The sequence below is a fragment of the Parasphingorhabdus sp. JC815 genome (assembly GCF_040717415.1).
Lineage (GTDB): Bacteria > Pseudomonadota > Alphaproteobacteria > Sphingomonadales > Sphingomonadaceae > Parasphingorhabdus.
Window position 1 is genome coordinate 142420 of record NZ_JBFEFM010000004.1, and the last position, 19481, is coordinate 161900.

Sequence of the window (19481 nt, forward strand, 5' to 3'; positions counted from 1 at the left end):
AACTGAAAAATCTCGTGTTTGCAGGCATTGGTTAGTCAATTTTACCTGCGCTGTCACGATCTGGCATTATCCGCTGGCATAGCTATATTGGGCATATATCCGCGTCATCACCCTGCCTATAATCCGGCCAGATTTTGAAGCTGTAATATCGGTAATAATATCGCCAGAATCACTATCGCGACAACGCCGCCCAACACAACAATGATCAGCGGTTCCAGTAATGACAGGGCTGTGGAGGTGAAATTATCAAACTCCCGCTCCAGATAATCCGCAGCGCGGGCCAGCATATCGTCAAGCTGTCCCGATGCTTCGCCGCTGGCGGTCAGATAAACCAGCATCGGCGGGAATACACCGGAATATTTTAGCGCCTTGGACAGACTGTCCCCGCCACGAATCGCTTCGACCATATCTTCCGATGCTTTACGCAATACGCTGTTGCTGATCGTGCCGGTTGTCAGGCGCAATCCTTCTAGGATAGGTAAGCGGCTTGCTACCATGGTGGACAGGGTTCTTGCCAGCCGCGCCGCGTTTAAATCGCGCAGCAACCGGCCAAAAAACGGCAGGCGCAGCAATAAACTGTCAAACCGGAAACGGATCTTCGGCTCTTTCAATGCGCGCCACCCGATGACCATGATCACGACAATTGCGGCCAGTATCGCCCACCACCAGTTGGCCAGAAAATCGGATATGCCGATGACCAGCCGGGTAACAAAGGGAAGCTGTTGGTTCACATTGTCAAATTGCTCGACCACTTTGGGAACAACCACAATCATCAGCAAAGCTACAACCAATATCGCCACAAGCGCCAGAACAATAGGATAGGCCAGCGCACTGACCAGCTTTCCGCGTATTTCGGCTTGCCGCTCAAGCAAATGGGCCAGACGTTCCGTAATGTCCGGCAGTGTGCCGGAGCTTTCTCCCGCTGCAATCATCGCGCGGTAGAGCGGGGGAAAACTTCCCGGTTCGCGGCGCATCGCTTCGGCCAACCGCTGTCCCTCCATAACACCGCTATGGACTGTGCTTATCCGGTCTCGGACATGGGCTTTTTCATTCTGGCTACCGATAGTCCGCAAGGCTTCTTCAAGCGGGCTGACCTGCACAAGCGAGGATAGTTGCCGGGTAAAAAGCGTCAGTTCTTTTGAGCCAAGCTTACGCGGGCCGAATAAAGAGCCAGACGGCTTTCCCTCTTCTCCCCGAGCAGGTTCCACTTTTACCACGTAAAAATTGCGTTCTGCCAGTTTTGCCCTTGCCGCTTCGTTACTATCTGCGCTCAACCGTCCGGTTTTTTCCTGCCCCTTCGGGTCAATCGCGGTGTAGGAAAAATCAGGCACCGGCCTGTTCTCCGGTTATCTGTTCCTCATGCTCTTCACGGCGGGAAATGCGTATGGCTTCTTCCGCGCTGGTTATCCCTTCCCGGACCAGCGCCCGCGCCGCTTGCGACAGGCCGGATTTATTACGGAAAGCATGGGCTGCGATAGCTGCTTCATCACCGCCATCGTTTATCAGCTTGCGGATTATCTCATCAATGCGGATCGCTTCAAATACACCAATCCGCCCCTGAAAGCCGGTCTGGCTGCAATGATCGCAGCCCGCCTCCCGATAGATGGTCGTGCCATTATCAAAACCCAGCAATGCGGCCAGCCTGCCCTCTGCCTGCACAGGAATACGGCAATGCGGACACAGCTTGCGAACGAGCCGCTGCGCGATAACTGCGCGCAAGGTCGAGGCAAGCAGAAACGGTTCAATCTTCATATCACGCATGCGGGTGATCGCGCCGACCGCATCATTGGTGTGCACCGTAGAAAGCACCAGATGCCCGGTCAAAGACGCCTGCACCGCAATGTCGGCGGTTTCCTTGTCACGGATTTCGCCAACCATCACTACGTCGGGGTCCTGCCGCAAAATTGCGCGCAAACCAGCGGCAAAGGTCAATCCGACCTTGGCATTAACCTGTGTCTGGCCGATGCCGTCAATGGCATATTCCACCGGATCCTCGACCGTCAATATATTGCGGCTGCCATCATTTAATTGTTTCAGCCCCGCATAAAGCGTGGTTGTTTTGCCCGAACCGGTTGGCCCTGTGACCAATATAATACCATTGGGCTCTGCCAGTGCATCGGTCAAAATCCGGTGCGTGCTTTGCGACATACCGAGCAGGTCCAGTGATATTGCCGCGCTTTCTTTGTCCAATATCCGCATCACCACCCGTTCATTGGCGCGGTTAGGCAGTGTCGAGACACGCACATCAAGCAATTTCCCGCCAAGCGTCAAGCTGATCCGCCCGTCCTGCGGTATCCGCCGCTCGGCAATATCCAGCCGCGCCATAACCTTTACCCGGTTTACAATCACGCTGGCGACATGCGGCGGCATGCGTAGTTTTTCGTGCAATAGACCATCGACACGCATACGCACGACAAGGCCGCTTTCATAAGGTTCAATATGAATATCGGACGCGCCTTGCCGGGCTGCCTCCGCGATAATCCCGTTGATCAAACGGATCGTCGGCGCATCGTCAGCGCTATCGAGCAAATCTTCCGCGCTTATATCTCCGGCAATCTCATCAAGCGCATCCTGGTTCAGGCTCATATCCCCGGCCATTGCCGCAGCGCTGCCATCCATCGCATAATGATCGGATAGAGCTTTTTCAAACGCGGCAAGCGAGACTTTTTCTACGTCAAAAGGCATCGTCAAATGGCGGCGCAGTTCAAGCAATCCCTGTGGGTCGGCACCCTCGCGCATTAAGGCAACCGCGCGTTCTCCGTCGCGGACCAATAATATGCCATGGTCCCGCGCAAAGGCATAAGGAATATCGGGCGAGGATATGGTCTGCGGATCAACCGCTGGCGTATCGCTATCGCCTAACCCACTATCTGCTCCCTGCCCGGCTTCCATCAATCCCCTCTCTGCGGGCTGCTTGTAGGAACCGGAACCTGCTCTACCGGACCGCTATTTTGCGCTGCGCCGATCGCTTCGGGCGCATATATGATCTGGTCGCCGGGACGGCTCACAGCGGTAGGGGGCACAGTGCCCATATAATCGCGGACCAGCACATCGAGTGAGGGTTCAAGCTCCGGATTGCGGCGAAGCTGCCGGTCGCGGATATAACCATAGCGGCGCGCCGAAAAATTGCGTGCCTCGGCGCGGCTACGTAGAATTTTTGGCCGGATAAACACCATGAGATTGGTTTTGACCCGTGACTTGCCCCGCGATTTGAATAATTCCCCGAGTAGCGGAATATCGCCCAGAAACGGAATTTTCTCGATCGTGCGGCGTTCATTATCGTCCAATAAACCGCCCAGCGCGATAATCTCTCCATCCCCGACTGTGACTGTCGTGTTAATCTCGCGTTTGTTGATAATCAGTTCGCTGAAATCCTTTGAAACCGGCCCTGCAATAGAGCTGACTTCCTGACGCAGTTCCAGCCGTACCTCGTTCCCGGCATTGATTTGCGGGGTAACTTCCAGTTCGATACCGACATTTTGCCGTTCAATGGTCCGGAACGCATTATCAAAATTATTGGACAAGGCTTCGCCGGTAGAAACCGGAATTTCCTGACCAAATAATATGCTGCCCTTCAAGTTGTTATTCACCGTCAGCGAAGGCGTGGACAACAGATTGGAATCCGAATCGCGCTGCACCGCATTGATGATCGCGCCCAATATAGTGTCACCACCCAAAGATGTTGCAAAGCCGGAAAACGCACCCCTTGCGCCCAGCGCCGCGTTCGCTGCATTTTCCCGCAACATATCACCGACCGCGCTATTCGTGGTGGTGGTTGTCGCTGTGTTCGTGGTCGTTGTCGTCGTCGTATCAAATTGATCGGCCAGCAACCCACCGGCAATATCGACAATATTGGGGGCCGCGTTGGAAAAATTGGTGACAGCGAAGGGTGTATCTTTTCCGCCGATCAGAAATTGCACACCCAATTCACGCGCCAGCGAGTCCGAGATTTCGACAATGATCGCTTCGACAGAGATTTGTTCCTGCCGGTTATCCAATTGCCGGATCAATTCGCCTACCATCCGCTGAACATCGGGATTGGCAGCAACAATAATTGCATTTGACCCTTCATAACGTGTGACCACTGCCGGACCGTGACGCGCTATACCGCCACCCGATATTGCGGTGGGCATGGGGGCAGTTGTCTCTGCGCTGCTGCTTGTCGTGACCGGCGCAGAAATACCGCCGCCCCGCCCCAATAATTGCTCGATTACCGGCAGCAATGTTTCGGCATTGGCATAATCAAGCTGATGCACCCGGATTTCGGTTCCGGCTTCGGCGCGTTGGTCAAGTTCGCGCGCCATTTGGGTAAATTTAGCCACCGCACCGGGATCACCGCGCAGCGCGATACTATTGCTACTGTCAATCGCAACCACTGTGACCGGCGCCACGCCCTCACCGCCCTGCCCCGCCAGCGCTTGCATGGATGCAGCGATTTCACGTGCGCCCGCATTTTTCAGATTCACGATCTGCGATGCCGCACTGTCGCGGTCAATCTGCCGGACCAGCTCTCGCACCCGTCGGATATTGTCGGCATAATCGACAATGACCAAACTATTGGCGTTGCGATTGGCTGTAAGCGATCCTTGCTTGCTGATCAGCGGGCGCAATGTTTCCACCGCAGCAGCCGCTTCGATGGATTTCAGGCGGACAACCTCTGTCACAAATTGATTGGCGGGGGATTGGCGCGTGCCAATCCGGGTGGGCTGGGTCGCGGCACCATCGGCGGGCTGAATGCGATAAGCCCCGCGCGTAGTCGGTATGGCGACCAGATTATTGGCACGCAAAGTCGAGAGAAAAATCTCGAAATATTCGGAGCGCGAGAGCGGCCTGTCTGTCACAACCGATACCTTGCCTTGCACCCGGCTATCAACGATGAAGGTTCGTCCCGTCACCCGCGCGGCATCCTGAACAAAAGCGCGGATATCGGCATCACGGACATTCAAGCTGTGCTGCGCCGCCACCGGAGCAGTAGCAACACCACCCAATAGGGTTAGGCATGCCACCCATTTTACGGCCAATTTTATCAGCATTTTCATTCTTACGCGCTCATATTCATTACTGGCCTATATTGCCGGAGTTTCATCGTCATTGTCTGTATCTTCGGCGCTTTCATCAGCCCTATTTTCCGTATCAATCACGGCCCCGCTATCAATGTTATCGCCCACAATTTTTGCAGGAACGGATTGATCCAGATACAGGCTTTCCCTGATCCCGCCGCGATCAATCACCACATGATCGAAATGCACCGCATATAATGTGACGCCGGGCATAATCTCTTGCCCCACAGGATAGCTTTTCTGCACGCCGTCCGGCCCTGCCAATATCGCTGAACCCAAACCGGACCCCGTGTTCATTCTGATGCCGTATAAAGTGAGTTGTAGCGATGTAACTATATTGACGCTCGCCGTCGGAGCACCGCGATAAAAGGGGTCGAAATTATTGAACAATATTGTTCGCGCCTGCGGAGAAAGCACCTGTACCTGCGCGGCCTGCCAATCGCCAACCGGCCCCATAGGCGTCACCACAATCCAGAACAGCCGGATCATCTGCACCGCCAGCACGACCGCCAATATAGCATGCAAAACCGGATGTATGCCCGGCATGGAAAATGCCCGGCGCTTTATCAAAAGCTGGTTTGATGACTGATTATCCACGAATCCCCACACTCCCTGAAACGCGTATAACGGCTTACAAGACAACCTGCGACTCATTGATGGCAGAAAAGTTTTTTGGCAATGAATCCTGTAAACAAGTTCACTATTATCCATTCGGCCAAGGATACTCACAGTATATTCGCAGCCCTCCAACACCGTCATTCCCGCGCAGGCGGGAATCCAGCTTTTGGGTCTGCTTTAGCTGGATTCCCGCCTGCGCGGGAATGACGAGTGATAATGTGTTTATTTCAAAAATATGGTTCGACAGGTTCAACATTAACGGCAGCATCCTTGGCCGAATGGATAATAGTGAACTTATTTATTTTCGATAGTTTATGAAAGTAACTTCGGCTTCACCATGCCAGCTACCCTAGCGGCATTTCCAACAGGTCATGCAAATCTTTCAAAGCCTGCTCCTCACTGGTCACTTTGATCGCCGCCATGCCGAGCGCCGCCGCCGGCTTGCAGTTAATACCCAGATCATCAAGGTAAATGCACTGCTGCGGCTGCACATTAAGCGCCTCACACATCATCTGGTAAATGCGCGGATCAGGTTTACGAACCCCCGCTTTGCTGCTTTCAATAATATGATCAAAGCGCGCCATGATCTTGGCAATTGCAGCCGCTTTCTTATCATCCGTCGCCATGCCGGAGCCTTTGCCTGTCGGCACATTATTGGTGATGCAGCCAATGGTGAAGTTCTTGGCTTTCAATATATCAAGCATCTCCACCATCGCGGGCCTGATGTCCCCGGCCAGACAGGCAAGCACTTCGCTGCCGTTCAGATCAACACCAAGGGCGCGTGCTTCTTCGGCAAAAAGCCGGTCGAAATCCGCGGCGTCAATTTCGGAGCGTTCAAATTTTGCCCACGCATTATCATGCGGGTTGGTGCTGTTGATTTTGCGGACACTATGCTTGGGCACTCCGCGTTTTTCCTCAAGCCGGTTAAACGCGTCAAACGGCGATGATGTAATCACTCCGCCAAAATCGAAAATTACTGTATCATATTTCATTTATTCAAAAATTCCAGTTTAAGGCCGGGACGTTTCCAGCGGGTTTTGACAAGACGGCCAGACGCGGACAGACAGAGCCATGCATCCATCATATCCTCGCCGCCGAAACAGATATTGGTGGTAAAAATATCGTCGGTCTGGACAAATTCGACCAGATTACCATCGGGAGAAATCACGCTAATCCCGCACTCCCCGATAGTGGCAACGCAGATATTACCGCTTTCCTCGACCGCGAGACTATCAAAAAACTTGTAGCCTGCGGGGCGATAGACGGGGATACCCGGACCGCCCGGACCGGCATCGGGGGCCACTTTCCCCGGCGCAGTGATATTGAATTTCATCAACCGGCAGGTATATGTTTCCGCTGCATAGAGCGTCTTTCCATCGGGTGAAAGGCCCACGCCATTGGGGTTTTGCGAGGGGAAGATAACTTCCTCAAGATAGCTGCCATCGGCTTTCGCATAGAATATACCAACAATATCATGGACGCGTTTTCCATAATCGGTCTTGCCATGATCGGTGAACCAGAAGCCGCCATGTTCATCAAAAACAATATCATTGGGTCCGCGCAGCACACAATCGAAATCGCCGGATTTATACAATAGCTCAACCGCGCCGGTTACCGGGTCAATCCGTTCGATCCGGCCACCGGAATAATCATTTGCAATTCCAGCAGGGGTCAGGAACCCGCCCGATTCCTGATATTCAAAACCGCCATTATTACAGACATAGATTTTACCATCCGGTCCCAAGGCCGCGCCATTTGGTCCGCCGCCCGGTTTTGCGATAACATCCTTTGTCCCGTCGGGCGCTATGCGGGTTAGCTGCCCTGCTTCAATTTCGACCAATATGACGCTGCCATCAGGCATAGCAATCGGGCCTTCGGGAAAGCGCAGACCATCTGTTACAAGTTCCATAATATCCCCTCCGTTTTGATGACAGTCATTGCGGGAAAGGAGCGACAAGTCTAGTGCTGTTTATATCAGTAACAGGAGCAACTATGTCAGATACTTACCCCCGGACACTGCAACTTCATATTGATGGCGAGTGGATTGATACAGGGGACCGCAAGGTTCATCATGTCGTCAACCCATCTACCGGACAAACTATTTCCGACCTGCCCAAGGCCAATGCCGCAGACCTCGACCGCGCTCTGGATGCTGCGGACCGCGCGTTTCCCGTCTGGCGCGATACTCCTGTGAATGAACGCGCGGCCATTCTTCGCAAAGCCGCCGAGTTAATGCGCGAGCGTGCACCGGACATCGGTCGCATGATGACCGCCGAACAAGGCAAGCCGCTGGCTCAGGCCGTTGGCGAAGTTACCAATTCCGCCAATATGTTTGACATCATGGCAGAGGAAGCCAAGCGCTGTTATGGCCGCGTTCTGGTGCGCCCCGCTGGCCAGCAAAGTTTCGTCAAATATCAGCCGGTTGGCCCGGTTGCGGCGTTCAGCCCGTGGAATTTCCCTGTCTTTACGCCTGCCCGAAAACTGGCCCCCGCGCTTGCCGCAGGCTGTTCGATCATCCTCAAACCAGCCGAAGAAACGCCTGCCAGCCCGATAGAGATGGTGCGATGTTTGATTGATGCGGGTCTGCCCTCTGGCACTGCTCAGGTCGTATTCGGTGACCCAGCCGAAGTGTCCAGCCACCTGATTGCATCGGATGTCATCCGCAAAGTCAGCTTCACCGGATCGGTTCCGGTCGGCAAGCATCTGTTAAAATTGGCCGCAGAGGGCGCCAAGCGCACGACGATGGAACTGGGCGGCCATGCGCCGGTGCTGGTCTTTGATGATTGCGATATGGACAAGGCTCTGGATCTGCTCGCCGTTTCCAAATTCCGCAATGCCGGACAGGTCTGTGTCTCGCCCACGCGATTTTATGTGCAGTCCGCTATTTACGAGAAATTTGCGACAGAATTCACCAAGCGCGCCGAAAAGGTTCAGGTCGGTGACGGCTTTGGCGATAATATCGACATGGGGCCACTCGCCAATCCGCGCCGTCCCGCTGCGATGGAAAAACTAATCGGTGATGCCCGCTCCAAAGGCGCGGATGTCCGTCTTGGCGGGGAAGCCATGGGGGACGATGGCTATTTTTACCGGCCTACAGTTTTGACCAATGTGCCGCTTGATGCCGATATTATGAACTCCGAACCATTTGGCCCGGTGGCAGCAATGCGACCTTTTGATACATTAGACGAGGTCATAGAACAGGCCAACCGCTTGCCGCTTGGACTTGCCGCTTATGCCTTTACCGAAAACCTGCGTACCGCCAATATTGTTGGCGACAAAGTGGAAGCGGGCATGGTTGCGATCAACAATCTGACCGTCAGCCCCGGCGATGCGCCCTTTGGCGGGGTCAAGGAATCGGGCCACGGATCAGAGGACGGTCCCGACGGGCTAAAAGCCTATATGGTGATGAAAGCAATCCACCAGAGTTGAACGACAGGGTTAACTCGTCGCCCCCGTCACCGCGGGTGTGACAATATTTAGGGGAGATGAATATGGCAACCACACGGAGCGGCGCACAAATTCTGGTCGATCAACTGGTCATACAGGGCACCGACCGCATTTTTACCGTTCCGGGTGAAAGTTTCCTGTCCGTGCTTGATGCGTTGCATGATTGCGGGACAATCGAAACCGTCACCACGCGTCAGGACGGTAGCGCGGCTTTCATGGCAGAGGCCGATGGCAAGATGACCGGACGCCCCGGCATCGCCTTTGTCACGCGCGGCCCCGGTGCGACCAATGCCAGCATCGGCGTCCATACCGCGATGCAGGACAGCACCCCGATGATATTATTCATCGGTGATGTCGCACGCGATGACCGCGACCGTGAGGGCTTTCAGGAAGTCGATTTCACCGCCATGTTCTCTCCGCTTGCCAAATGGGCAGCGCGGATCGACAATGCAAAGCGCATTCCCGAATATCTCGCCCGCGCTTTTGATACCGCCAGTTCCGGTCGTCCCGGTCCAGTAGTGCTTAGCCTGCCCGAAGATATGCTGCGCGATCAGGTTGAAGCGCTCGACCGGCCCAAAGTCGTCGCACCGGTGCAGCCGATGTGCCCGGATGCAATGACCACGCTCACCGATTTGCTGCGCGATGCGACAGACCCTATCGCAATAGTCGGCGGAGCGGGCTGGTGCGCCAGTGCGCGTGAATATTTCGCGCAATATGCCGAGCGGATCGGCCTGCCCGTAGCCTGTGCGTTTCGGCGGCAGGATAATTTCCCCAATACAAGCCCCGTCTATGCCGGCAATCTGGGCTATGGTCCCAATCCCAAATTGGTCGAACGGATCAAGGTTGCGGATCTAGTCATCGCCGTTGGTGCGCGTCTGGGTGAGGCAACCACCGATGGCTATACGCTTATCACGCCCGATCATCCTGACCAGATATTAGTACATATCCACCCCGACCCGGACGAGCTGAACCATGTCTATCGCACCGACCTGCCGATCTGCGCCGAAATGCACGAATTTGCCGAGCAGGCCGCATTATGGGATGATGATCTGCTCAGTTTCGATAGCGGCAAGGTCGCCCATGCAGAATATCGGGAATGGGCGACCGTAAAGCCAAATGGTGCCAGTCTGGACCTTGGCCCCTGCGTTGCGGCGATGCAGGATATATTGCCCGCCGATACGATAATCAGCAACGGAGCCGGAAATTTTTCCGGCTGGTGGCATCGCTATTGGAGTTATGGCGCTTTCCCCAGCCAGCTTGCACCGACATCGGGCGCAATGGGTTATGGCGTGCCTGCGTCAATCGCTGCTGCTTTGCGCTTTCCCGAGCGTGTCTCGGTCGTGATTGCGGGTGACGGCGATTTCATGATGAACGGACAGGAACTTGCCACCGCCATCCAATATGAAGCGAACCTGCTCGTCATCATTATCGACAATAGCAGCTTTGGCACCATCCGGCTGCATCAGGAACGTGAATATCCGGCGCGGCTATCTGCCACAACCTTGCGAAATCCCGATTTTGCTATGCTCGCACGGGCCTATGGCGGATGGAGCGCAGTCGTGGAAAGAACCGACCAATTTGCCCCCGCGCTGGAACAGGCCATGCAACAAACCGGCCTGCGCCTGCTTCATTTGAAAACCGATGTGGAGCATCTAACGGCGGCGGGCGCGACGGTGAGCGGGCTACGCGCTAAAGCCTGAAAATAATGCGCCGTTTCATGTGCCGAGCACTGGCTCCACAACCGCTATTTCCAGCAACCAATGATGGATTAACCGCTCTTTGATTTAGAATATTGACTTGAGACTTATAAACTGGCTCATGCCCCTTTCCTACAGACACCCGGCTATGATATTTCTGTCTTTGTTCTTTCTCAGCTTTGAATAATAGTAGCGCATCTTTCGCTTGGCCGAAAATGTTAAATTGCGCGCAGGCCAAACCTATATTTGCAATATTTGGCAGAAAATAAACGCTCCTTGGTGTGAACTTAGTGAACTTAAGGAAAATTGAGCGCAGTTACACAAAAGCTGATTCACCCTGCCATAGCCAATATTTCATCCCATTGCGCCTTGGTCACAGCGGCGACGGACAGGCGGGACTGGCGAATTATTTGTAAGTCGGACAGCTTGGGATTTTGTTTCATGGCTTTCAGCGTAACTGTCTTGTCCAGCTTGCGGACCGGCTTTACTTTTACGGCAACCCACCGACCCGTATCATCAAATGGATCGGGGAAATGCTCTTCGCTGACTTCCATGATGCCGACAATTTCCAGCCCTTGCCGTGAATGATAGAAAAAGACCTGATCCCCGACCTTCATCTCTTTCATATTATTGCTGGCTTGCGAATTTTTGACACCGTCCCAAGTGCCTTCTTTTTCGGCAACCAGATCATCCCAGCCATATTCATCAGGTTCCGATTTCATCAACCAATATTGTGTCACCGCTCCGCTCCTTCATGCAAAGTCGGGATAATAACTGCCCCAACCCCAATAACAAAGTCCCAACAAAAAAGGCCTTACCGGTCGGGCAAGGCCTTTTGAAAAAAATGATGAAAACGGCTTATTAAAGGTGAACAACCGTATCAATGCCGTGAATGACGCCATTTGTAGCTTCAACATCAGCTACAACCACAGAAGATTTCTTACCTGCTTCATCTTCCAGAATAACCTTGTTACCGGCCAAAGAAGCAGTAAGCGCCCCACCTTGAAGCGTTTTCAGGGTCGCGGTGCCTTCGCCCTCTGCAATAGCTTTAGCGATATCTGCTGCTGTCATCTTGCCCGCGACAACATGATAGCTAAGCACTGCCGTCAGTTCGTCTTTCTTTTCGGCAGTCAAAAGTTCACTCAATTTGGTCTGGTCAACTTTGTTGAAAGCAGCATTGGTTGGACCAAAAACAGTATATGGGCCTTCTTCAGCTAATGTGCTGCCCAGATCGGCAACCGCCAATGCAGTCACCAGAGTAGAGAAATTTTCGTCACGTTGGGCTGCTCCAACAATAGATACCGGCTCAGCCGCTTTTGCTGCGGCTTCCTCTGCAGCAATCTTGTCAGCTTCGCTTTCAGCGCTGTTATCGGCACAAGCGGCCAAAGAAATAACAGCAGCACCTGCCACAAGAATTTTAGAAGTAATACGCATTAGATTCCTTTCAGAGACATGTGAATAATGATGAGGGGGAGATTTGGCCTCGGAATGGAGAAATCCAGCCAGTAAGCAAGGATTTTATAGACGAACCGAGGGGAAAATTACGACCTACCGTTGTTCCATGAACATAAAGTCCCGTTCAAAGCTTTTTAGATGGGCGCCGCCATCAACAAAAATTGTCTGACCAGTCACACTTTGCGCCCCGGCCAGATAGCAGACGGCATCGGCAATATCATCCGGAGAGGACAGTCGCTCTAAGGGCATAAGCTCGGTCAGGCGTTGCATTTGACCGGCGGTATAATCTTCTGTTTCAATGGTCAGGCCGGGCGCAACGCCATTAACGCGCAAGCGGTCGGCACAGGCGGCAGCCAAAGTCCGCACCGATGCTGCCAAAGCCTGTTTCGACAAGGTATAGCTTAGCTGATCTCCATTGGGATTGCGGACTCGCTGGTCAATAATATTGACTACGGACGCACGTTTCCCGTCCGAAAACAGGTTTGATAACGCGGTCGTTAACAAGGTCGGCAGCATCATGTTCACCTGAAAATGTCTTTCCAGCGTCACTACGCTTATCGTCCCGGCATCATCATAATCAAAAATGGACGCATTATTGACCAACAGATCAGGAGCCCGGCCAAAATGTTGAACAATCTGGTCCATCAAACTATCCGCTGCCCCCTCCTCTCCAAAATCAGAGACGAAACCGGACCATTTCGTATCGCAGTCCTTCAATATTCCGGCCAGACCATCTTCAGGAACAGCATCGCTATGACCATGGAGGGCCAGTGCATAGCCAGCTTTTGCCAAACGGCCCGCAATATGTGCGCCCAGCCGCCGAACGCCGCCCGTGACCAGGGCCAGCTTTACCGGATCGTTCATTTACGCTCTCGTGAAAGGGTAATACCTATGGCCTCTCCCTTTTCAGAGAGTAGCAGTTTTACAATCTTTACCGTGACCCGCAGGACAGCTTTATCCTGAAGAAACAAAGTCTCGATGATGTGATCCGCAACCGCCTCGATCAGCTTGAAATGCACACCATCCGGCAAGGCTTTGGTCGCGGCATCTTTAAGATCCATATAGTTTTTGGAGCATTCGAGCGGTGTTTCCGGCTCATAACGATCCTGAACCTTTAGCTCTGCCGCGATGGATATACGCAAGGGTTGCGGCAAATGTGTCTCTTCGGAATAGATGCCGGTCAAGACATCGACCTCCAGATCATTGACTTCTAATATGAGTGTATCTGTCATAATATATATTCACCACTTTGCAGGCTCAGGGCAAATTGCCCCGCCCGGAATGAGTTTCGTCTATCTTGACCAGCGCGCATAAATCGCTGTCGGCAAAATCAATCCGCGCGCTTCTTCCCGGACAGCCAGTTCGCCCACTTCAACAGTGCCACCAAGATGCTCAAGCTTTTCCCTGAGCAAAGATCCCAGCGCCAAAGCCGACATTCGCACAGCATAAACCGTGAGGAAAAGACACCGGCTGTTTTCATCAAGCAGCTTACCGCAATTTTCTATTAGCGGTGCAAGGTCTTCTTCCAATCGCCAAACCTCACCATCCGGCCCGCGGCCATATTTGGGTGGGTCGAGAAGGATTGCATCATAGCGCCTCTTCCGCCGGACTTCGCGGGCAGCGAATTTCGCTGCATCGTCAATAATCCAGCGCACCGGACGCTCCGCCATGCCGGATAGCGCCGCATTATCACGTGCCGCCGAAACAGATTTTTTGGAAGCATCAACATGCACCAGCTTCGCTCCCGCTGCAGACAGTGCCAGAGTTCCGACCCCGGTATAGCCAAACAGATTAAGGGCTTGCGGGTCCTCGATCCCTTCCAGATTAGAACGGATCCACCGCCAGACCGGATCCATATCCGGAAAATAGGCAAGATGACGAAAGGGCGTGCATTGCGCTGTAAAAGTGACCTCTTCCCAAGTTAACGGCCATCCTTCTTTCGGGACCGGACGGTTAAAGTGCCAGCGGCCACCGCCATCATCATCGGAGGCGGGAATAAACTCACCATCTGCTTGCCAATCAGTCTGTGCGGGTGCCCACATGGCCTGGGGTTCAGGGCGGATGAAATGATAAGCACCATAGCGCTCCAGCTTGCGCCCACCGCCACTATCGATCAACGCATAATCGCTGCGGGGATCGCTGATCATCACGCCCGGATTTAACACCGTTTCAGCCATGGGCAGGCGTTGCTTTTGCGGTAATATAATCCTTCACAGCGTCATAATCGCCTGGCAATTTCTTGCATGCCTCCTCGCGGTCGAACAAATCCCCGATCCGGCGCGGCAAAATAGGCCGCGTGCCGGTAGCCCGCTCCACAGCCTCACGGAATTTGGCAGGATGGGCAGTGGCAAGAGTAACAATAGGAACAGACGGGTCGATATCCGCTGTCTTCGCAGCAGACAGGCCGATGGCAGTATGAGGATCAATCACCTCTCCGGCCTTTTCCTGCGCCTGACTCATAGCCAGCGTCATGCTATCAGGGTCCACCCTCGAACTAGTGAATATTTCTGCTGCCTTAGCCCGCATATGTGGATCAATTTGCATTTTACGTGTTTCTTCGAAAGCACTCATGCGGGCAGCGGTTTTAGCGCCATCGCGGCCTTCGAGGTCAAATAACAGCCGTTCAAAATTACTGCTGATTTGAATATCCATGGATGGTGCAGCGGTTGGCGTCACGGTTCCGGTAGAATAATCACCCTCACTTAACGCCCGGTGCAATATATCATTAACGTTAGTTGCGACAATTAATCGCTCAACCGGAAGTCCCATTTGCGCCGCAACATATCCAGCGAACACATCACCAAAGTTCCCGGTTGGAACGGAAAACGCGACTTTACGATGCGGTGATCCGAGTTGGGAAGCGGCATAGAAATAATAGACTATCTGCGCCATCAGCCGGGCCCAGTTAATCGAGTTTACTGCAGAAATGGCAAACTGGCCTGTCACCAAAGTGTCGGCAAACATACGTTTGACCATGGCTTGTGCATCATCAAAGCTCCCGTCGATCGCGATGTTATGCACATTAGGAGCTAGAACTGTAGTCATCTGGCGCCGTTGGACATCCGATATACGTCCATCGGGATGCAACATGAATATATCTACCTTGTCGCGTCCGGCCAACGCATCAATAGCCGCTGACCCAGTATCTCCGGACGTAGCCCCTACAACGGTCAGATGTCTGTCCTGCCGGGCCAAAAACGTCTCAAACAATAGCCCGAGCAATTGCAACGCAACATCTTTGAATGCCAGAGTTGGGCCATGAAACAACTCAAGTAGCCAATGCTGCCCATCCAGTTGCACAAGAGGAGTCACTGCACTGTGTGCAAAACGGCCATATGCCTTTTCACACAGGGTGCGAAGTTCGTCTTCCGACAATATATCGCCAATGAACGGCTTCATCACTCGAACCGCAACTTCAGGATATGACAGTCCAGCCATATTAGCAATTTCGGCCTGTGTGAGTTTTGGCCAGTGAGTCGGGACATAAAGCCCGCCATCGCCTGCCAAGCCAGCAAGTGTTACCTGTTCAAAATTAAGTGGTGTTCCGCCACCGCGCGTTGAGATATATTCCATGATGGCGGGTTAGCGATCTCGCTGAACTAGAGCAAGTTTTTAGGCTCTCTACCTCCTATTACGCAATCGCAAAGCCAGAATATAAATAATTAAAGCAATAGCCGCGAACAAAAACCACTGCACTGCATAGGCGATATGGTTATTCGGGATATCCTCGGTCGATGGTGGCTGGCTTTGTGTTAAGCCCGCGACAGGATCATTTGCAACAAGCCTCACAATATACTGGCTATCAGGAGCAATAACACCGCCTACAATCCCGCCAGTCCATTCCGGATTTTTGGATGATCTTGACCAACCGGCAACAATTTGTGCTCCCGGCCCTTCCCCTCCTGAGGTTCGGCAATGCGCTATATGAGCCCAGCCTGATTCGCCTTTGGCATTTCGGCCGCTAACCGCACGCCAACCCAAAACTTGCAGGCAATTGACTGTTGATCGCCGGAAATAAGGTGGATCACCTGCAACTGGAACAGATGGATACGTGATAGCGGGTTGATCACGCGCAGTTGCATAGGTTGCGAGCAACTCGTCTTTCCACTCCGCGCGCTGTAATTGCCAAATGCCAAGCCCGATCATCGTCGCTATAGCTGTCAGGGCTATAAATGTGGCAACAACCGGTAATCGGTTCATTCTATCCCACCATCATCAATACTGCCCTCACGGGCCTGATTGCGATGTTCCAGAATCAACAGCAATCCTTTTGATAGCCGCAACGAGCCGACGACGGCTCCAATCGTCAAAGGAACCCATAATAGAGCATGCACCCATACAGGTGGATAAAAATTCAACTCTACTATTAACGCCAGAGCAAGCACCATGCCGCCGATGATCAATATCAGGAAAGCCGCGGGCCCATCACCGACATTATATTGGTCATAGTCCAGCCCGCAAGCCCGGCATTTCGAGGAGAAAGCGGTTATACTACGGAAAAGCGTTTTTTGTGCACAATTGGGGCAAAGTCCCAAAAGGGCAGCCGAAACAATGTCCGGCTGCCCTTTGGTATTTTCATCATCAGTCAACAAACTGGCCTAGTGCACCGGCGCGCCCCAGCCGCCCCACACATAGACAACAATGAAGAGGAACAACCACACGACATCGACGAAGTGCCAATACCAAGCCGCTGCTTCAAAACCGAAATGCTGTTTCGGTGTAAAATGCCCTTTATATGCCCGCGCCAGACAAACAATCAGGAAGATCGTGCCGACAAGAACGTGGAAACCATGAAACCCGGTCGCCATATAGAAAGAACTGCTATAGTTTAATCCAGAAAACGGGAAAGGTGCGATGCTATATTCATAAGCCTGAATAGCAGTGAATACCGCGCCGAGGATGATCGTCAACCACAGACCAGTGATCAATCCCTTACGGTTTCCGTGGATCAAGGAATGATGCGCCCATGTTACCGTAGTGCCTGAGCACAGTAATATCAGGGTATTCAGTAACGGCAATTCAAACGCGTTAAGAACTTCAAGTCCTTTAGGTGGCCATTGCACGAGAGCTTCCACCCCTTCTTGACCAATCATATTCGTGGCAATGCCATCTGCAAATTCGATTGGCTGAGGGAAGAGTGAAAAATCGAACCAAGCCCAGAACCAGCCAACGAAGAACATGACTTCGGAAGCGATAAACAGGATCATTCCATATCGAAGATGCAATTGGACCACAGGGGTATGATCGCCAGACTCCGCCTCAATAATGACTTTTCTCCACCACCCGAAGAAGGTCAGAGCAAGCGCAGCGACGCCAATGTAGAAGACTAGAGTACCAAATGCCCCGAAAAAATCAGGGTGCAACCACATTATACTGCCCATAGCCAAGGTTAGCGCTGAAAAAGCACCAAAGAACGGCCAGATGTCTGGCGGTAAGATATGATAATCGTGGTTTTTGGCTCCAGCCATGGTGTAATTCCCCAAACTTCTTTCGTTACTGTTCTTTAGCTACCGCTTATCGCGGGGTCTACTGCTATGCCGTCTTTTGAGCGATAAAAAGTATAGCTCAAAGTAATCTCTTCAATATCTTTGGTATCCGGATCATCAAGGATCGCCGGATCAACAAAATACAGCACTGGCATCCGCATAGTCTCTCCGGGTTTCAATACCTGCTCAGTGAAGCAGAAACACTGTACTTTATTGAAATATTTACCAGCCTGAACCGGCGTCACATTGAACGTCGCTGTGCCAACGACAGGCTCATCTGACAGGTTTGTCGCCAGATAGATCGCCATATCGCGCGCGCCAACAGTCACCCGGTCAACGGCTTGTTCAGGCTTGAAGGTCCATGGCAAAGCAGCATTAACGTTGGAATCAAAGCGTACAGACATAACTTGGTTCGTTGATTTCACAGTAGCCGCCTGCGCCTCACCAACGCGTTGCGTCGTGCCACCATAGCCGGTGACACGGCAGAAAACTTCATAAAGTGGCACCGCCGCATATCCTACGCCGAGCATTGCTAGCCCTATAGCGCCTATTGTAAAACCGATCCGGCGGTTTTTAGCCGCCAACTTGCCCGACTGTGCTTGTTTCATGATGCAGACCCATTAATCTTAACGAAAGTGATAAGATAAAATAGCACCACCAGAAAAAACAGCAAGCCAGCCATAATAGCCGCCCGATGCTTCTGACGTGCCTGATAGGCTTTTTGCTCTTCTGGCGACATGGGCTTTGTATCAGGATCTATCTTGCTCATAGCAAAATGATCCTGTCTGCGATCAGCGCGCCAAAAAGTGCGAATAGATAGATAATGGAAAAACTGAATAAATGCTTTTCTGCCTTCATCTTTTTCGGGTCTTCGGTTTTACTGAGCGCGACACGGAAGGATAAGAAAGCGAAAGCTGTACTAAGCACAATTGCAACAGTGCCATAAACCACGCCGGTCATGCCAAACATGAAGGGAGCAATAGCACAGGCTGCTAATATTAGGCTGTAAACTGCGATTTGGCGGCGAGTGGATTGTCTGCCTGCCACAACCGGCATCATGGGAATTCCGGCTTTTGAATAATCGCTGTTAACGAACAGAGCGAGCGCCCAGAAATGCGGCGGTGTCCAGAAAAATATGATTGCGAACAACAATATCGGCATCAACGTAATATCACCGGTTACCGCTGCCCAGCCAATAACTGGAGGGAATGCCCCCGCTGCGCCGCCGATAACAATATTTTGGGGCGTACTGCGCTTCAGCCAGATAGTATAAACAACCGCATAGAAGAATATTGAGAAAGCCAAGACTCCGGCACTCAACCAGTTAACCGCCAAACCCATAAGCACGACAGAAAATACAGCAAGACCGATACCGAAATGAAGCGCAGTTTCGCGGTCCATTCGTCCCGCTGGTAATGGACGGTTTGCGGTGCGTTTCATTACCGCATCGACATCATGTTCATACCATTGATTCAAGGCCGCTGATGCCCCCGCGCCCAGGCTAATCGCCAAGATAGCCGTAAAACCGATCACGGGATGAATTGATCCCGGTGCAGAGAGCAAACCACATATTGCTGTGAAAATAACCAGCGACATCACGCGAGGCTTGGTCAGCGCAAACAGATCCTGTGCACTGGCCAGCTTATAAGGTGATGTCGAGGCAATAGTCATTATGTTTCAAATATCTCAATCGTCATTACGGCCTTCTGTCCGGCAGA

The 19481-nt window shown here is 52.6% G+C and carries 20 protein-coding genes; 2 read left to right on the forward strand and 18 right to left on the reverse strand.

Features of this window, described 5'->3' with window-relative positions; all coding sequences use genetic code 11:
- Positions 1-116 precede the first annotated feature (116 nt).
- From gspF to AB1K62_RS10605, 6 genes are all read right to left on the reverse strand, one after another.
- Positions 117-1331, reverse strand: coding sequence for a type II secretion system inner membrane protein GspF (gene gspF, locus AB1K62_RS10580; protein WP_367003511.1), 1215 nt, complete (start codon positions 1329-1331; stop codon positions 117-119).
- Positions 1324-2892: an ATPase, T2SS/T4P/T4SS family gene (locus AB1K62_RS10585; RefSeq protein ID WP_367003512.1), complete on the reverse strand. Its 1569-nt coding sequence runs from the start codon at positions 2890-2892 to the stop codon at positions 1324-1326. Before AB1K62_RS10585 ends, gspF begins: the two co-directional genes overlap by 8 nt.
- Positions 2892-5039 (reverse strand): type II secretion system secretin GspD, encoded by a 2148-nt coding sequence (gene gspD, locus AB1K62_RS10590; protein ID WP_367003513.1) that lies wholly within the window; start codon positions 5037-5039, stop codon positions 2892-2894. The genes AB1K62_RS10585 and gspD overlap by 1 nt, the downstream gene beginning before the upstream one ends.
- A gap of 27 nt (positions 5040-5066) precedes the next feature.
- Positions 5067-5657: a type II secretion system protein N gene (locus AB1K62_RS10595; RefSeq protein WP_367003514.1), complete on the reverse strand. Its 591-nt coding sequence runs from the start codon at positions 5655-5657 to the stop codon at positions 5067-5069.
- A 365-nt stretch (positions 5658-6022) separates the two neighbouring features.
- Positions 6023-6670, reverse strand: coding sequence for an HAD-IA family hydrolase (locus AB1K62_RS10600; protein WP_367003515.1), 648 nt, complete (start codon positions 6668-6670; stop codon positions 6023-6025).
- Positions 6667-7587 carry an SMP-30/gluconolactonase/LRE family protein gene (locus AB1K62_RS10605; RefSeq protein ID WP_367003516.1) on the reverse strand — a complete coding sequence of 307 codons (921 nt, stop codon included), beginning with the start codon at positions 7585-7587 and terminating at the stop codon, positions 6667-6669. The genes AB1K62_RS10600 and AB1K62_RS10605 overlap by 4 nt, the downstream gene beginning before the upstream one ends.
- An 83-nt stretch (positions 7588-7670) precedes the next feature.
- On the opposite strand from AB1K62_RS10605, the gene AB1K62_RS10610 reads away from it, so the two are divergent.
- Positions 7671-9107, forward strand: coding sequence for an NAD-dependent succinate-semialdehyde dehydrogenase (locus AB1K62_RS10610; protein ID WP_367003517.1), 1437 nt, complete (start codon positions 7671-7673; stop codon positions 9105-9107).
- A gap of 62 nt (positions 9108-9169) precedes the next feature.
- Positions 9170-10825, forward strand: a complete 1656-nt coding sequence (locus AB1K62_RS10615) for a thiamine pyrophosphate-binding protein (protein WP_367003518.1) — start codon at positions 9170-9172, stop codon at positions 10823-10825.
- A 329-nt stretch (positions 10826-11154) separates the two neighbouring features.
- Here AB1K62_RS10615 and AB1K62_RS10620 read toward each other — a convergent pair whose 3' ends face one another.
- The 12 genes from AB1K62_RS10620 to cyoE all read right to left on the reverse strand — a co-directional run bounded on the left by AB1K62_RS10620 (position 11155) and on the right by cyoE (position 19434).
- Complete coding sequence (locus AB1K62_RS10620; protein WP_367003519.1) at positions 11155-11562, reverse strand: EVE domain-containing protein; 408 nt, start codon at positions 11560-11562, stop codon at positions 11155-11157.
- Positions 11563-11683: 121 nt separating this feature from the next.
- On the reverse strand, positions 11684-12256 hold the full coding sequence (locus AB1K62_RS10625) for a fasciclin domain-containing protein (RefSeq protein WP_367003520.1): 573 nt from the start codon (positions 12254-12256) through the stop codon (positions 11684-11686).
- A 114-nt stretch (positions 12257-12370) separates the two neighbouring features.
- Entirely contained in the window at positions 12371-13141 is a 771-nt protein-coding gene (locus AB1K62_RS10630; protein WP_367003521.1) for an SDR family oxidoreductase, read from the reverse strand.
- Positions 13138-13509 (reverse strand): dihydroneopterin aldolase, encoded by a 372-nt coding sequence (locus AB1K62_RS10635; protein ID WP_367003522.1) that lies wholly within the window; start codon positions 13507-13509, stop codon positions 13138-13140. The genes AB1K62_RS10630 and AB1K62_RS10635 overlap by 4 nt, the downstream gene beginning before the upstream one ends.
- A 60-nt stretch (positions 13510-13569) precedes the next feature.
- Positions 13570-14454, reverse strand: coding sequence for a class I SAM-dependent methyltransferase (locus AB1K62_RS10640; RefSeq protein ID WP_367003523.1), 885 nt, complete (start codon positions 14452-14454; stop codon positions 13570-13572).
- Complete coding sequence (gene thrC, locus AB1K62_RS10645) at positions 14447-15850, reverse strand: threonine synthase (protein ID WP_367003524.1); 1404 nt, start codon at positions 15848-15850, stop codon at positions 14447-14449. Before thrC ends, AB1K62_RS10640 begins: the two co-directional genes overlap by 8 nt.
- 48 nt (positions 15851-15898) lie before the next feature.
- Positions 15899-16477 (reverse strand): SURF1 family protein, encoded by a 579-nt coding sequence (locus AB1K62_RS10650; RefSeq protein WP_367003525.1) that lies wholly within the window; start codon positions 16475-16477, stop codon positions 15899-15901.
- Positions 16474-16869: a DUF983 domain-containing protein gene (locus AB1K62_RS10655; protein WP_367003526.1), complete on the reverse strand. Its 396-nt coding sequence runs from the start codon at positions 16867-16869 to the stop codon at positions 16474-16476. Before AB1K62_RS10655 ends, AB1K62_RS10650 begins: the two co-directional genes overlap by 4 nt.
- 6 nt (positions 16870-16875) lie before the next feature.
- Positions 16876-17745, reverse strand: coding sequence for a cytochrome c oxidase subunit 3 (locus tag AB1K62_RS10660; RefSeq protein WP_367003527.1), 870 nt, complete (start codon positions 17743-17745; stop codon positions 16876-16878).
- A 35-nt stretch (positions 17746-17780) separates the two neighbouring features.
- Positions 17781-18371 carry a cytochrome c oxidase assembly protein gene (locus tag AB1K62_RS10665; RefSeq protein ID WP_367003528.1) on the reverse strand — a complete coding sequence of 197 codons (591 nt, stop codon included), beginning with the start codon at positions 18369-18371 and terminating at the stop codon, positions 17781-17783.
- A complete protein-coding gene (locus AB1K62_RS10670) occupies positions 18368-18532 on the reverse strand; it encodes a hypothetical protein (RefSeq protein ID WP_367003529.1) in 165 nt (54 codons plus the stop codon). Before AB1K62_RS10670 ends, AB1K62_RS10665 begins: the two co-directional genes overlap by 4 nt.
- Entirely contained in the window at positions 18529-19434 is a 906-nt protein-coding gene (gene cyoE / locus AB1K62_RS10675; protein ID WP_367003530.1) for a heme o synthase, read from the reverse strand. The genes AB1K62_RS10670 and cyoE overlap by 4 nt, the downstream gene beginning before the upstream one ends.
- Between the last annotated feature and the right edge of the window lie 47 nt (positions 19435-19481).

Coding starts and splice junctions, on each gene's coding strand:
- AB1K62_RS10615 (WP_367003518.1), top strand. CDS start 9,170: ATGGCAACCACACGGAGCGGCGCACAAATTCTGGTCGATCAACTGGTC.
- AB1K62_RS10640 (WP_367003523.1), bottom strand. CDS start 14,454: ATGGCTGAAACGGTGTTAAATCCGGGCGTGATGATCAGCGATCCCCGC.
- AB1K62_RS10660 (WP_367003527.1), bottom strand. CDS start 17,745: ATGGCTGGAGCCAAAAACCACGATTATCATATCTTACCGCCAGACATC.
- AB1K62_RS10665 (WP_367003528.1), bottom strand. CDS start 18,371: ATGAAACAAGCACAGTCGGGCAAGTTGGCGGCTAAAAACCGCCGGATC.
- AB1K62_RS10650 (WP_367003525.1), bottom strand. CDS start 16,477: ATGAACCGATTACCGGTTGTTGCCACATTTATAGCCCTGACAGCTATA.
- AB1K62_RS10635 (WP_367003522.1), bottom strand. CDS start 13,509: ATGACAGATACACTCATATTAGAAGTCAATGATCTGGAGGTCGATGTC.
- AB1K62_RS10670 (WP_367003529.1), bottom strand. CDS start 18,532: ATGAGCAAGATAGATCCTGATACAAAGCCCATGTCGCCAGAAGAGCAA.
- AB1K62_RS10605 (WP_367003516.1), bottom strand. CDS start 7,587: ATGGAACTTGTAACAGATGGTCTGCGCTTTCCCGAAGGCCCGATTGCT.
- AB1K62_RS10610 (WP_367003517.1), top strand. CDS start 7,671: ATGTCAGATACTTACCCCCGGACACTGCAACTTCATATTGATGGCGAG.
- AB1K62_RS10630 (WP_367003521.1), bottom strand. CDS start 13,141: ATGAACGATCCGGTAAAGCTGGCCCTGGTCACGGGCGGCGTTCGGCGG.
- cyoE (WP_367003530.1), bottom strand. CDS start 19,434: ATGACTATTGCCTCGACATCACCTTATAAGCTGGCCAGTGCACAGGAT.
- AB1K62_RS10625 (WP_367003520.1), bottom strand. CDS start 12,256: ATGCGTATTACTTCTAAAATTCTTGTGGCAGGTGCTGCTGTTATTTCT.
- gspD (WP_367003513.1), bottom strand. CDS start 5,039: ATGAAAATGCTGATAAAATTGGCCGTAAAATGGGTGGCATGCCTAACC.
- AB1K62_RS10600 (WP_367003515.1), bottom strand. CDS start 6,670: ATGAAATATGATACAGTAATTTTCGATTTTGGCGGAGTGATTACATCA.
- thrC (WP_367003524.1), bottom strand. CDS start 15,850: ATGGAATATATCTCAACGCGCGGTGGCGGAACACCACTTAATTTTGAA.
- AB1K62_RS10585 (WP_367003512.1), bottom strand. CDS start 2,892: ATGGAAGCCGGGCAGGGAGCAGATAGTGGGTTAGGCGATAGCGATACG.